Origin of the sequence: Treponema sp. UBA753 (assembly GCF_002297325.1) — a bacterium.
Taxonomy (GTDB): Bacteria; Spirochaetota; Spirochaetia; order Treponematales; family Treponemataceae; genus Treponema_D.
The window spans coordinates 1-13,589 of the sequence record NZ_DBKJ01000016.1 but is presented as its reverse complement, the minus strand read 5'-3'; the positions used below and the strand labels follow the sequence as shown (position 1 = coordinate 13,589).

Here is a 13,589-nt window from a genome sequence, read left to right as displayed (position 1 = left end):
CAAGATATGCAAAAAGTGAATAAAACTATATTTTTTGTAAATTTTCAAATATGCAAAAGAATTTTGTCCCCTAAAAAATCTATTTTTTGTCTATTTTTTCCTTAAAATACAACATATCAGGAGATAAAAGCATGAAAATAAATTTAAACAGAATTTTTTATGTAAAGAAAAGTTCCAGTTGCATGAATAAAGATGGTAACATCCTTTCCGTTTATAGCATTAAATTACCCTTTACATATATACAGTAGTAATAAAATGTACTATAATTATTTTACTGGAAATGCCTGATTTCTAAGGCGGCGTCTCCCGAACTCAAACCAGCTCGCTGGAATCTTGAAAATCGGGAGGACTTGCGTATGACTTTAGAGCTTGTTTTGGCAGTAGCAGCAATTATAAATTGCATCGCTGGTGTTGCAAGTGCAGTTATCGCAGCCCTTTCTTACCTTAAAAATAAGAAGAGTTAAAAAGTAAAGCCGCCAAGTTTGAACCTCTGTGGCGGCTTTTAAAGCAATACAGTGGAGACGACCGACAGAAATCGGGCATTTCCTTTATTTCAATATACTACAGAAAAATGCTTTCGTCAAATTTGTTTCTAATATAATTTTTCCTACTTCCCAAGCTTCGCATATTCCGCAGGGGCAACTTCTTCAAGCCATTCTGTTGAAACATCTGGATTTCTTTGCATTACAGAAAGGTGCTGCATTATTGCGTTCGGTGCAGCTCCGTGCCAGTGCTTTACGCCTTCTGGAATTGTCGCAACCACGCCGGGTTTCAGTTCAACAGGTTTTTCGCCCCAAATCTGATAATATCCGCGTCCGGCTTCCGTTACAAGAATCTGGCATGAGCCATGATGAACGTGCCAGAAAGTGTGCGCGCCTTTTGTAAAAGTTACATTTGAAACGCTTATGCTGTCGTTTGCCATAGGACAAATAAAAGTTCTTCCTGTGAAATATTTTTCGTAATTCACATTCGGACCGCCAAGCGGAAAAATTGTGCCCTTTTCTTTTTTCAAATCCTTCATAACTGATTTTTCTGAAGGATATTCCAATGTTTCTGTTTTTGTCTGTGCGAACATAACCGAACCTCCTGCAATAATTGCCGCCAAAATTACAACCAAAAGTTTTTTCATGTTTTCTTCCTTGCTTTGTTTTTTTATGTCATTCCTGTGCTTGAAACAGGAATCTAACCAGCATTTATTTCAAATTCGTCTTAAAAAAGTCTGTGATTTTTTCAAAAGGAATTTTTTCCAAGTTGTCGTACAAGTCGGTATGAACCGCGCCCGGCACAATGTAAAGTTCCTTGTTGTCGCCCTTAAGCCTCTTAAAAACATCCTTGCTGAAATACCTTGAATGGGCATTTTCACCGTGAACAAGCAGTACTGGAGCTTCAATTTCATCAATGTATGCAAGAATTGGTGTGCTCATCATTCCAAGAACCCATGTTTTAGCCCAGCCTTGCCCCGGATTGTTCACAGAATTCTTGTGGTATCCGCGCTGAATGTAGTAATCCCAGTATTCTTTTTGAAACTGCGGCTCGTTCCCTGTAAGTTTTGCCGCCCGACCTCCGTTTAGTTCAGGTTTTCCTGAAAGATAATCTTTTGTCCGCTGCGCGCTCAACGCTTCCTTTGTCTTTTTTCTAGCTTCCGCATTGTCATTCACGTCATTGTAGCTATTCGCCATAACACGGTGCATATCGTACATAGTGATTGCCGCAGTCGCCTTGATTCTTGTGTCAATCGAAGCCGCATTTAATGCAATTCCGCCCCAGCCGCAAATTCCAATCGCTCCGATTTTTTCAGGGTCAACTCCGCCGTAAGTTGAAAGAAAATCCACTGCCGCACAAAAATCTTCTGTGTTTATATCAAGCGAAGTAACATTCCGAGCTTCTCCACCAGAATCCCCGGTAAAGGAAGGGTCAAACGCAAGAGTTACAAATCCGCGCGAAGCCATCTGGTTTGCATAAAAACCGGCAACCTGCTCCTTGACAGAACCATAAGAACCTCCAACCACAATTCCAGCCATCTTTCCAGCCGCATTTTTGGGAGTGTACAAATCGCCAACAAGCGTAATTCCGAATTTATTGTGAAAAGCGACCCGTTCTCGAACAACATTTTCCGCAAGCTCAAAAGTATAGCGGTCATTTTTCATCGCCTTTGCCGACAACGCTTTTTTTACCAGTTTTGAAGAGTCTGCAAATGACGCTGAAACCATTCCTCCAGCCATAACCACCGCCAAAATAGAATGCAAAAGTTTTTTCATAATTCCTCCAACTGGAAAATAATATAATTCTGCAAAGTCGTTATGTCTAATATTTATTTCTTATTTCAAGATATGCAAAAAGTGAATAAACCTAATCAAGGTACGCTTACGTTCAAGACCTTGATTCAGCCGTTTTTATGCTTTTGATAGATTCTAAATAAAAACAAAATTCCGCAGGCAGAAAATGTGCTTTGCAAGGCCGCGGAATTTTTCCGAAGCAAGAAAATACATAAATTCAGCCCGTGGAATTATTCCGTTTGTTGAAAATGCTTAACGGCAGTAAACGGAATTATTCCGATTGAAGAAATTACTTGCGGTCAGTAAACGGAATTATCCCGTTCCAAGAAATTGCTCCAGTTCGGGGTGCGGAATTATTTCCATAGATGAAATTGAACAAAATCAAGCCGTTAGATTTTTTGCTCGAACTAAAAGTTTAGGATGAATCTTTTCGAATGACTATAAATCCTCGCAGATTGCATCAATCAGCGCGCCGACATTCTTTCTGTCGCGGGAAGACATGGACTCAAGTTTATCCGCCATTTTGCGGATTTCTGGAGAATATTTTTTTCCGCCTTCAGCACAGGATTTTCCGTTCACAAGATACTCAACGGAGACATTCAGGGCGGACGCAATTTTTACGGCGACATCGGCGGATGGAATCGAGCTGTTTTCCTTAAGATAATTACTCACCGAACCGGCATTAAGTCCGGCACGCGCGGCAAGCTCCTTTATCATCAGCCCCTGATAAGAAATCTCATCCCGCAAATTTTCCTTGAATCCCATGCACAAAATTGTACGTTAATTTACTGATCTTACGTTGACTTCTAGTAAATTAACGAATATAATTCAAATTAAGTAAATTTACGCACAAACAAAATCACGCGTAGAAATACGGACTAATAATAAGTTATTGGAGGCGGTGATTATGGAAAAAGATGAAATTATTGAAAAACTCAAAAAATTAAAAACTCTAGTTGACAGTTCAATGCATACTATTGCAATAAAAGGAATTTTTTCATTGTTTGAAGAAATTGAAAATTCTGAAACTCTTACTCAATCTGACAAAGATGACCTAAAAAAGGAATTAAGAAATATTTTATCAGAAAATGAAAAAAAATATTCTTGACTTCAAGAACAAAACTCTTTTTTGATTTATAAAATATTATAAATGGAGGTTTTTTATGGACGAATTTGTGGAAAGACTTGCAGGAATAGGAATTCCCGCTATTGTTTTTTTGACTGTAATGAGCACAACAGGATTGGTAGGCGCAGCAGCAATAACATCAACATTGGCATCACTTGGTCCTGGCGGAATGATAGGAGGAATTGTATTACTCTGTGTTATAAGCACAAGTTCTTCAATAATTGCAAAGTATGGATATTCTGCAATCATAACTGCAACTTGTAAAAAAATCATGGCAAAAGAAAACCTTACTGTAGATCAGATGAATGAAAAAATAGACAAATATCTAATCACAAAAGGATTGAAAGAAAAAATAAAATCAAAAATAAGAGACTCTGTTTTAAAAATATAAATCAATTTTTGGGAGAAAATAAAAATGACAAAAAATGAAATTACTGAAATGAATAAGAAAGAAAGTGAATTGGATTCTATTCTAGCTTGGGCGGCCTGGTTTGAAGGTGAAGAAAGCTGGGGTTCAGACTCTGATGATGATTAAACAATAAGTGGCAAATAAATTGAATAGAATATCAATTACTGTAAAGCCTACAAACAACTGTAATATGCGTTGCAAACATTGCTATCACGCAGAAGAAGGTTTTGATAATACAATGATGAAGCCTGATTATGCAAAAAAAATGTTCGCAATTGCAGCGAAAGATTATTCTGAAATTTTTGTTGTTTTTCATGGCGGAGAACCAACGCTTTGGGGAATAGAAAATTTTACAGATGTTCTTGAATATCAAGAAAAGATAGCCTCTGAAAAGAATGTCATTTTTAAAAATTCTATTCAGACTAATGGGCTGTTGATTGATGACAAGTGGATTGAGTTGTTTAAGAAATATAATTTTTCAGTAGGAATTTCTTTTGACGGTCCTCACAATGATGATTTGAGGTCCAACACTGAAATTGTTTACAAAAATATGTGCTGTCTAAAAGAAAAAGGCATTAAATTTGGCACACTATGCGTAGAAAATGGCTTATCAATAGAACATTTTGAAAACACCTACAACTGGTTCAAAAATGAAGGATTTAACTTCAAGGTATTGGCAATGTTCATGAGCGGAAATGCTCTTGAGCACAAAGAGTTAGAATTAGACGTTATAAAATATGTTGACTGTTTGTGCAAAATGTATCAAAAATGGTTATTTGACAAAGAATGTAATATATCAATGCGAACTTTTGAAGATTTACTTAAAGTTTCTGATAGGTTGTATTGTATTCAATATGGCGGTTCTTGTATTCACAATAGGATTTGCATAAACCCAAATGGCGATATATATCCATGCGGAAGACCATATACATCTGATTTTATTTTAGGAAATATTTCATTATTAGAAAATTTTTCACAAGCTTTTAGCACTGCAGCATACAAAAATCTTGAAAGAATAAGTATTGAAAGACAAAAACAATGCAGGGAAAACTGTAAATTCTTTGGAGTCTGCAAAGGAGGCTGCGTTTCCAGTGCAATTCTTGAAGGATCTTTTGAAAAAATAAACAATACGACATGTGTCCGGGCAAAAAGACTTCTTTCTAAAATTACAGAAATTAACACTGAAATTTATAAATTTTATGATTCTGGAGCAGATTTAAGCAAATTAAATCCTCATGCTGTAAAAATCATAAAAAAATCCCGCGAAGGAAAATTTAATTTTATGCATCAAGCAAATTTATAAGCTGTTTAAAGAATATTCTCAAGACAAATGAAATTTTCAATTCGAATATGAATAATATTTATTATTTCAACATAGACTATTTTTGCAATAATAATTGTGTTTTTTGCTTTTCATCTTCAACAGGAACAACAAAAAAAATAATTACTTTTGAAAGTCTTCTAAATACAGTAAAAAGATTGAATCTTAATGAAAATGATTTGATTGTATTAAATGGAGGAGAACCAGCACTTCATCCAAGTTTTTACAACATTTTATTGTTTCTATATAAGCAATACAATTCATCTGTTGCAATTTACTCAAATGGTACAAACCTAGACATTTTAAAAATTCCAGATAGTAGTAGATTCAGGTTTATAACACCAATTCACGGAAATAAAAATTTGCATGATTTTATAACACAAAATTCAGGTTCATTTGATAAAACTCTTAAAAATATTTATTTATTGCAGCAAAAAAAATGTAAAGTTAATATAAAATTCATTGTCTCACAAGAAATGATAGAATCTAATTTCAATATTCAAGATTTTTTAGAAAGCAAAAAACTTTTTCCTGATACAATAATAATTGCAAGAATGAATAATACAAAAAAATCAAAAAAAAACAATGTAAAATCATTGTTCATACCACAGTTTTCAGATTTTATTCAGAATTCATATATGAACTTACATAAAAAAATGCGTATAGAATTTCTTGATGTGCCTGTTTGCTTTTTGCCAGATTTTGAAAACTGTAACATTCAAAAAACTCCATCATTTTATTTTTCTGACTATAACCATAATCTGCAAAAACGAAATTATTTTAAGAAAATTCGAATTTTAGAAAAATGTAAAAATTGCAATCAGATGAACATTTGCAAGTCTTTGGAAAGTTCTTATCTTACACCAATATATGATAAGCAATGGATTATCGACTGTGAATAGGAAATTTTATGCAATTATATCTATTAGTAAATCAAAAATGTAATTTAAAATGCAGTTTTTGTATAAGAGGTAATAAATACAAATCTTCCGCAGATATTAATATCCAGACCTTAAAAAGCATATTAAAAAGCAATGATTTTTCAAAATATACATTAATAATTACAGGAGGAGAACCAAGTCTTTCAAATTTAACAAACATAATACAAATTTGTAATAATCATTTTAAGAAGATTTGCGTAAACACAAACGGAGTTTATAACGGCTGGTTAAAAAGAATAAAAACAAATAATATCCACATCCAAATTTCAATTGATGGCAACAAAGAAGTTCACAATAGGATTCGTGGTCAAGAGAATGATATTTTTACAAAAATCAATGAAACAATAAAAATAATTAACAATTTGGGAATTTCATATAACATTTCAACAACAGTGAACAAACAGAATTACAAACATATCTTTGAGTTTGTAAAAGAGATTAAAAGTTTTCAAAATATGAAATATTGGAAAGTTTCACCTGCGTTGCCGTTTGGATGTGAAAAATTAAAAAACACAATTTCTATAAATGAATGGAATGGGCTAGTTGATTTCATATTAGAAGAATCTCTTGTTCCTGTAAAAATAAAAAAACTTTTTGATTTTGAATTGCTTGATAAATTTATAGATTCTGGAAAAATAAATAATCTGAATATCACATCTAATTGCGGAGATGTCAAAAGCAAAATATATGTTTATCCAGATTTTACAGTATATCCATGCACTTGCCTTACGGATTTTCCGCTTGGAAATCTTGCAGAACAAAACCTTGAAGAGATAATTCATTCAGAAAAGGCAAAAATATTTTCAAACTATAAAGTAAAAGAAAGCTCTTTGTGTTCTTCTTGCGAATATCTAAAATACTGCAATGGCGGTTGCATAGGAATGTCCTGGAATTACTTTAGAAAATTAGGAATGGGAGATTTTAGATGCCCTTTTGTAAAAAAATAACTCCTTACTATGAATTTAATTTATCCTCTGTAAAGGAAAACTATTCCAATTGGAAATCAATCTGCACAAAAAACAGCAGAACCGACATTCCTGCGTATTCAATAAAAGCAAATTATAATAAAAAAATTCTAAAAACTATAAAAAAACTTGACGGATTTTTTGAAGTCTGCTCATATCTTGAATATCAATATTTAAAAAAAATAGGAATTGACTCAAAAAAAATAATTGTAAACGGAACCGCTTTTTCAAAGAAAAATTTGAAAAAAATTTTAAAATCAGGAACACTAATAATTGCTGATTCAGAAGAAATTATCAAAGATATATGTGAGCTAAATATAAAATGCAGCATAGGACTTCGTTGCAATTTAGACTATATAAAAACTGACAAAAATACTTTTTTTAATAAGGTTTCGAGATTTGGAATTACAGATATAGAAGAAATTATTTCATTTCTCTTAAAATATAAAAAAGTTAATTTAATTTGCCTACAGGCACATTTTTCAGGAAATACACGAGAACCTTCTGTCTTTAAACTTATTGCAGAAACTTTATGTGAAATTATTTTACATTATAATCTGAAAAACATTACAAGAATTGATATTGGCGGTGGATATAAAGTCTCCAGAAAATATTGGAATATAAGAGACTATTATGAATCGGTGCTGAATGTTCTAAAAGAAAAGAAAATGGAATATCTAAAGATAATATTCGAGCCTGGTAACTCTATTGTAAGAAATTGCGGAAAATATTATACAACCATTATTGATATAAAAAAAATAAACGAAATAATATATTGCATTGCAAATGGCTCTATTATTCATTTGCCATTTCTAAAAGGAAAAAAAATCAAGGGTTATAGAATACAAAATTCAAAAAATAAAAAAGAAGAAAAACAGTACATTGTTGGCAGTACATGCAAAGAATCTGATATTCTTACAGAACTTACAAATGAACCTGCATTAAAAATCGGTTCAGTCATAGAATTTAATAATGTTGGAGCTTATTCTATTAATGAGATTCCAGAATTTATCATAAAAAAAACTAAAGTTTATTATCTGAAATAAGTTTTTCCGATCATTCCCATACTTAACTTTTCCAAGCACTGAACTTTATCGAGGCAAAAATCTATGACAAATTAACTGCCTTTTATCCTTAATTTTTACAACAAGGAAGTTTCACTAAAAATAAGCCGGAAGTACGGATTTTCGCTCATGGATTCCTACAGAAAATTCCTGAATTCAAAAACATACAGAATGCTCTCCGACCCGAAACTTGAAATGTGGGATTTCAGCCCGGACGGAATTTTTGATATATGGGAAAACGAGCAGGTTACAGGCAGCCTGCAAAGCTCGCTTTATCTTAGAAGGGATTAGGAGGCGCAGAATGACAAAAGAGATGGAATTTTTCTCATTTCTGCTTGAACAGTACGCATTTTTCAAAAAGACAACCGCTGACAAAATTCTGAACAAACTGGACGATCTGAATCTTACGGAGCGCGTCTTTAATATGTACGAAATGTATCATTCAGAGGCGATTGAAAACGCATTCGCCGACATCGACAGTATGATTAAGGATGCAAGTTGTTGACGTAACAATATGGCTTAGGGATAGGAGCACCTGCGTAGCAGTTCCGAAACGAAGTGAAGGAATGAGCGGCAAGCGAAGTGCGGATAGCCCGACCTGCCGCAAGGCGGGGAAGCTCCACTAAAAAGAAAAATCTTGACGAATCACAAATTAACTTGTATATTCTTTTTAGAAGGTCTCCATTAACCTGCGGTCTAAGTCCGTCAAGAGATGAAGATTAAAGAAGGTCTCCATTAACCTTTGATGAATATCATAAAGAGATGAAGATTAAAGCAGACCGCCCTTTTTGGACGGTCTTATTTTTTGAGAGGGGCAATATTGTTTTCTTTAAAGGAAAATCTCAAATTCATAAATATAAATCAAAATTATCTGAAATATCTTCATGAATCCTGCCCGGAAGTTTACTACAAGCAAAGCGGATATGAGTCAAAACCTTATCTTGGAATTCTTGTAAATACAGAAAATTATGAATATGTAGTTCCCTTGTCGTCCGCAAAAGAAAAACACAAAACATGGAAAAATGTTGACCAAGACCGTTTCGTAATCTACGAGAACTGTCCAATTGCAAAAGTCTCTGAAAAAGATATTTTCGTGCAGATTTCAGAGAATGAAGCAAAGCATATACTTTCTGTAATTGACTTAAAAAAAATGATTCCTGTAAAAAAAGGAGTTTATGATTTTGTAAACATAAATCCTGATAAAAATGATTCACTAGACACAAAAAAATACAAAATCCTGCTTAATCTTGAATATACATTCTGTCTTAAAATAATCGGACAGATAATAACAAAAATCTCAAGACTTTACGAAAAACAGGCTAAAACTGGAAAAATCATAAAATTCTGCTGTGATTTTAAACTTCTTGAACAAAAATGCGATGAATGGAAATAATCAATGGAACTAAGAATCTTGCGGTATTTTTTGGCGGTTGCGAGGGAGGAAAATTTCACAAAGGCGGCAATGTCGCTGAATGTCAGCCAGCCTGCCCTTTCGCGCTAGATTGCGCAGCTTGAGGACGAGCTTGGGCAGCCGCTTTTTGTGCGGTCGAGCCACTGCATTGTGCTTACGGACGCGGGGCTTCTTCTAAAGCGGCGGGCAGAGGAAATGCTTTCGCTGGAAGATAAAATCCGTCGGGAATTTTCCGAGGGCGGCAACGAGATTTCAGGCGAGCTTGCGTTCGGGTGCGGCGAGAACATGGGAATGAGGGAGCTTGCCGAAAAGCTTGCGGAGTTCAAAAGGCTGAATCCTAAAATCACTTACAGAATCTACAGCGCGATTGCAGACGACATAAAATTCCGCCTTGACCAGGGAATTCTGGACTTCGGGCTTATGAGCGAGCCAGTCGAGATTCTCCACTACGACTTTGTGCGCATAAAAACGGTTGAGCACTGGGGGATTCTTGTGAGAAGCGACAATCCTCTTGCCGCAAAAAGCTCCGTAACGCCAGAGGATTTGACAACGATTCCGCTTTACATTCCGTGGCGCACGACAATGCGGAGCGAAGTTTCAGCATGGCTTTCAGACTGCGCCGAAAAAATCACGGTTGCCGGAACTTACAACCTGCCGGGAAACATAACGCACCTTGTAAAGCTAGAGAACACCGCGGCCATCACTGTTGAAAAACTCTACAACTACGATGGTCTTACATTTGTTCCGCTTGAAAAAGCAAACCCGATGACCTCAGTCCTTGCCTGGAAAAAGTCCGCAAACCTAAGTCCGAGCGCAAAAGCGTTCGTGGAGTTTTTCAGAGGGTGAGAGGGCGACACTGCCCTAACTTTTTTTTATTTTTTCACCTTGTACTTCAAAAGCACGGTGTCTTTTTCAAGCCGCTCAACATCCAGCAATTCAAGCGCAACAGGATTTCTGCCTTGCGGTCTGCCGTCAAAACTTGCAGCCCAGCCTCCGCGTCCGTCGATTCCAGCTCCGAACATCATCTCAACTTCGTCAATCAAGCCCGCGTCAAGGAACGAGCCGTTTATGTGTCCGCCGCCGGTAATCACTGATTTTTTTACGCCGAATTCTTTTTCCAAAAACGCGACTGCTTTTTTCAAATCAATTTTTTCCGTGCCGCAAGCAATGTACGAAATTTCTTTTGACTTCAAATAATCCAAATATTCTAAACTTGCCTTTTCGCTTGTAACGACAACCAAAGGCTTTCCGTCAACGCGGTTTGAGTTCCAGAGCAGAGTTCCTTTTGTGTCCATGCAGACCTGATAGCCGGCCGCATCTTCCGCCTTGAAAAAAGTTTCGCCGCACGCGCAGTAATTTTTCACCTCAAAAACGCCGCTTTCCGCGTAGTGCATCGCGTTCGTAGTTTTTCCGTTAATCTGCGTAAAATCCCCGAATGACGCAAGATGAGTGTAATATGACTTCGCCTCCGGGTCGATTTTTTCAGTCATCGCACAGTCAATCCGCCCGTCAAGGCTCGCGTACATAAAACAGATGATTTTCATTTCGATTTTCCTTATTTCCCAAGTTTATTATATTCTTCGTCGCTTACAGGCTCCAGCCATTCGTTGGAAGTTTCCTCGCCTGCCGGCTCAAACGTTATGTGGCTGAACCAGCTGTCTTTTTTCGCGCCGTGCCAGTGCTTGACGTTCGCAGGAATCACGACAACGCTCCCCTCTTCCATTGAAACCGCCTCTTTTCCCCATTCCTGATACCATCCGCTTCCAGCCGTGCAGATTAAAACCTGACCGCCACCCTTCGTTGCGTGGTGAACATGCCAGTTGTTGCGGCAGCCAGGCTCAAACGTAACGTTGAAAATCGGAATCTCGCCCTTTTTCGCGTCCGTAAGCGGCTTCAAAAACGACTGCCCGATAAAATACTTCGCGAACGCCTCGTTCGGTTCTCCAACTCCAAATTTGTCGATTTTAGAAAATTCTTCTTTTGTCATATTTTTGCCCCATAATAATTGCTCAACACGCAGACGCGAAATCCCACGTCCACGCATTAAGCATTATTCATTACGCATTGCTAATTGTCTTTCTACTCGTGGATTTTCCAGCCATTTATCATTTTTACAAACGCAGGGTCGGAATGGTTCACAATCTCGCTGTGTCCGATTTCGAGCGCGGCGATTTTCTTCATATCGTCCGCGGAAAGCTCAAAATCCCACACGTTGAAATTTTCCTCGATCCGCTCCTTGTGAACGGACTTTGGAATCACGACAACACCGCGCTGAATGTTCCACCGCAAAACCACCTGCGCTACAGTTTTTCCGTGGCTAGCAGCAATTTCCGCCAGTACAGGATTCTTGAAAATCTCGTGCTTGCCTTCCGCAAAAGGCCCCCAGGCTTCAGGCACAACGCCGTAATTCTTCATGTTTTCAAGCGCGCAAGGCTGCTGGAAGAACGGATGAAGCTCCACCTGATTCACCGCAGGAATCACGTCAAAATTCTCGCAAAGGTCAGCAAGCCGGTCAGGATACATATTGCTCACGCCGACTGCGCGGATTTTTCCTTCCTTGTACAAATCAATCATCGCGCGGTAAGAGCCGTAATAGTCGCCGAACGGCTGATGAAAAAGATAAAGGTCAAGGTAGCCAAGCCCCAGTTTTTTGAGCGAAACTGCAAACGCCTTTTTCGCATTCTCATAGCCGTAATCCTGAACCCAAAGTTTCGTGGTAACAAAAAGCTCCTCGCGCTTCACAATTCCGTCAGAAACCGCACGGGCAATCGCACGTCCGACCGACTCCTCGTTCTGGTAAGCCGCCGCCGTGTCAATCAGCCGGTAGCCCGCGCAAATCGCGTCATAAACCGCCTGCTCCGTAACATTTCCGTCCGGCACCTGAAACACGCCGAAACCAAGCATCGGCATTTTTACGCCGTTGTTCAATGTAACAAAATCCATATTTCCTCCAAAAGCAAAAGTTTCCTCTATAATATATGATATATTTAGGGCGTTCCGGTCGCTCTGGTTGCTTCGCGCCTACGGACGACATGCGCAACCACCGCAACCGTCGGGCTTTTCAGGGCTACGGCTTCCGCCTCCGACCAAACGCAAGCGTTTGTTTTCGCGCATTTTCTCAAAATGCGCTCACCCTTCCAATCCCTAACGCGTCAGCATTTTTTATCAACAAAATCTCGCAGCAAATCTCAAGGCTTGCCTTTCACTTCACGCCGATTGAATCAATCCAGTTTCTAACTTCACTGTCGCTTGCTCTTGTGCCGAACCTTTTTCCGGCGAGCCAGTTTCCGTTGTCAGCTCCAGCAAGCTCATGAAGCAGTTCGCCGCTTCTTCCAAGCCCCGAGCTCATTGAAGTGCAGAACGGAACAACTGTTTTTCCCTTAAAATCCGCGCCCTCGACAAACGCGTTTACAGGCCAGGCGTCGATTCCCCACCAGATTGGCGCGCCGATGAACACTGTCTCGTATCCGCTTAAATCCGGCACGCTGCCTTTCATCGCGACAGGAAGTTTTTTCAGGTCTGAAACAGTTGCCGTTCCGTTCGCCTTTGAGCCGAAAATCGTGTCGTGCTCGCGGCAGACACGGCTTTTCTTGTTTGTCCAGTCAAGGTCAGCGGAAGTGTAATCGTCTTTCGGCACAACCTCGAACAAATCCGCGCCAAGGTATGACGCAATTTTTTCGGCAACCGCCTTTGTTGTTCCAGACGCGGAATAGTAAGCCACAAGGATTTTTCCGCTGTTCTTTCCGCCAGCCTGAAAATTCGAGCCGCTTCCAGAATCAGCCGCACAAGCAGAAAACACACTCAAAGCCGCAGCAGCAGCCATAACAAATTTTTTCATATTTTCCTCCAAAAAAAGTCAATGAGAAAATTTCAATTTTCGATTTGACTTTTTTAAGTTGTTTCGCAACACAGTGAGAAACAACAGTTGATATAGAAGTTTGCAACGCAAACTTGTAAACAAAAACTTTGACGCTATCTTAGGCATAGTTTTTGTTATACCTCCCAAAAAAGCCAATGAGAAAATTTCAATTTTATTTCTCGCCGATATTTTTAAGCCAGCTTGAGACACGCTCTTT

18 protein-coding genes are annotated in these 13,589 nt (G+C 37.9%); 11 read left to right on the top strand and 7 right to left on the bottom strand.

The genetic code is table 11. The features are described 5' to 3' along the window. Nucleotides 1-607: 607 nt before the first annotated feature. The 3 genes from B4C08_RS01040 to B4C08_RS01030 all read right to left on the bottom strand — a co-directional run bounded on the left by B4C08_RS01040 (nt 608) and on the right by B4C08_RS01030 (nt 3,041). A complete protein-coding gene (locus B4C08_RS01040; protein WP_296662198.1) occupies nt 608-1,129 on the bottom strand; it encodes a cupin domain-containing protein in 522 nt (173 codons plus the stop codon). 64 nt (nt 1,130-1,193) lie between these two features. Then, nucleotides 1,194-2,258 carry an alpha/beta hydrolase gene (locus B4C08_RS01035; RefSeq protein ID WP_296662196.1) on the bottom strand — a complete coding sequence of 355 codons (1,065 nt, stop codon included), beginning with the start codon at nt 2,256-2,258 and terminating at the stop codon, nt 1,194-1,196. A gap of 456 nt (nt 2,259-2,714) precedes the next feature. After that, nucleotides 2,715-3,041 carry a helix-turn-helix domain-containing protein gene (locus B4C08_RS01030; RefSeq protein ID WP_296662195.1) on the bottom strand — a complete coding sequence of 109 codons (327 nt, stop codon included), beginning with the start codon at nt 3,039-3,041 and terminating at the stop codon, nt 2,715-2,717. Between the two features lie 142 nt (nt 3,042-3,183). Here B4C08_RS01030 and B4C08_RS01025 point away from each other — a divergent pair, with 142 nt between their 5' ends. From B4C08_RS01025 to B4C08_RS00975, 11 genes are all read left to right on the top strand, one after another. Next, a complete protein-coding gene (locus B4C08_RS01025; RefSeq protein ID WP_296662194.1) occupies nt 3,184-3,384 on the top strand; it encodes a hypothetical protein in 201 nt (66 codons plus the stop codon). Between the two features lie 55 nt (nt 3,385-3,439). Then, nucleotides 3,440-3,793 (top strand): hypothetical protein, encoded by a 354-nt coding sequence (locus tag B4C08_RS01020; RefSeq protein ID WP_296662193.1) that lies wholly within the window; start codon nt 3,440-3,442, stop codon nt 3,791-3,793. A gap of 151 nt (nt 3,794-3,944) precedes the next feature. Next, nucleotides 3,945-5,114 (top strand): radical SAM/SPASM domain-containing protein, encoded by a 1,170-nt coding sequence (locus tag B4C08_RS01015; protein WP_296662192.1) that lies wholly within the window; start codon nt 3,945-3,947, stop codon nt 5,112-5,114. Between the two features lie 47 nt (nt 5,115-5,161). Beyond that, nucleotides 5,162-6,034, top strand: a complete 873-nt coding sequence (locus B4C08_RS01010; protein WP_296662191.1) for a radical SAM protein — start codon at nt 5,162-5,164, stop codon at nt 6,032-6,034. Nucleotides 6,035-6,042: 8 nt separating this feature from the next. After that, the gene (locus B4C08_RS01005) at nt 6,043-7,020 is read left to right on the top strand and encodes a radical SAM/SPASM domain-containing protein (protein WP_296662190.1); all 978 of its coding nucleotides are present in this window, start codon (nt 6,043-6,045) and stop codon (nt 7,018-7,020) included. Continuing rightward, nucleotides 6,999-8,084 carry a hypothetical protein gene (locus B4C08_RS01000; protein WP_296662189.1) on the top strand — a complete coding sequence of 362 codons (1,086 nt, stop codon included), beginning with the start codon at nt 6,999-7,001 and terminating at the stop codon, nt 8,082-8,084. The genes B4C08_RS01005 and B4C08_RS01000 overlap by 22 nt, the downstream gene beginning before the upstream one ends. 147 nt (nt 8,085-8,231) lie before the next feature. Next, nucleotides 8,232-8,393, top strand: a complete 162-nt coding sequence (locus B4C08_RS00995; protein WP_296662188.1) for a hypothetical protein — start codon at nt 8,232-8,234, stop codon at nt 8,391-8,393. A 10-nt stretch (nt 8,394-8,403) separates the two neighbouring features. Beyond that, nucleotides 8,404-8,607, top strand: a complete 204-nt coding sequence (locus B4C08_RS00990; RefSeq protein WP_296662187.1) for a DUF3791 domain-containing protein — start codon at nt 8,404-8,406, stop codon at nt 8,605-8,607. A gap of 315 nt (nt 8,608-8,922) precedes the next feature. Next, a complete protein-coding gene (locus B4C08_RS00985; RefSeq protein WP_296662186.1) occupies nt 8,923-9,495 on the top strand; it encodes a type III toxin-antitoxin system ToxN/AbiQ family toxin in 573 nt (190 codons plus the stop codon). Between the two features lie 3 nt (nt 9,496-9,498). Continuing rightward, on the top strand, nt 9,499-9,603 hold the full coding sequence (locus B4C08_RS00980) for a LysR family transcriptional regulator (RefSeq protein WP_296662185.1): 105 nt from the start codon (nt 9,499-9,501) through the stop codon (nt 9,601-9,603). A gap of 60 nt (nt 9,604-9,663) precedes the next feature. Beyond that, the gene (locus tag B4C08_RS00975; protein ID WP_296662184.1) at nt 9,664-10,359 is read left to right on the top strand and encodes a LysR family transcriptional regulator; all 696 of its coding nucleotides are present in this window, start codon (nt 9,664-9,666) and stop codon (nt 10,357-10,359) included. A 26-nt stretch (nt 10,360-10,385) separates the two neighbouring features. Here B4C08_RS00975 and B4C08_RS00970 read toward each other — a convergent pair whose 3' ends face one another. From B4C08_RS00970 to B4C08_RS00955, 4 genes are all read right to left on the bottom strand, one after another. Continuing rightward, on the bottom strand, nt 10,386-11,057 hold the full coding sequence (locus B4C08_RS00970) for a dihydrofolate reductase family protein (protein ID WP_296662183.1): 672 nt from the start codon (nt 11,055-11,057) through the stop codon (nt 10,386-10,388). An 11-nt stretch (nt 11,058-11,068) separates the two neighbouring features. Further along, nucleotides 11,069-11,500 (bottom strand): cupin domain-containing protein, encoded by a 432-nt coding sequence (locus B4C08_RS00965; RefSeq protein WP_296662182.1) that lies wholly within the window; start codon nt 11,498-11,500, stop codon nt 11,069-11,071. A gap of 92 nt (nt 11,501-11,592) precedes the next feature. Next, nucleotides 11,593-12,456, bottom strand: a complete 864-nt coding sequence (locus B4C08_RS00960; RefSeq protein WP_296662181.1) for an aldo/keto reductase — start codon at nt 12,454-12,456, stop codon at nt 11,593-11,595. Nucleotides 12,457-12,715: 259 nt separating this feature from the next. Continuing rightward, the gene (locus B4C08_RS00955) at nt 12,716-13,351 is read right to left on the bottom strand and encodes a flavodoxin (protein ID WP_296662180.1); all 636 of its coding nucleotides are present in this window, start codon (nt 13,349-13,351) and stop codon (nt 12,716-12,718) included. Between the last annotated feature and the right edge of the window lie 238 nt (nt 13,352-13,589).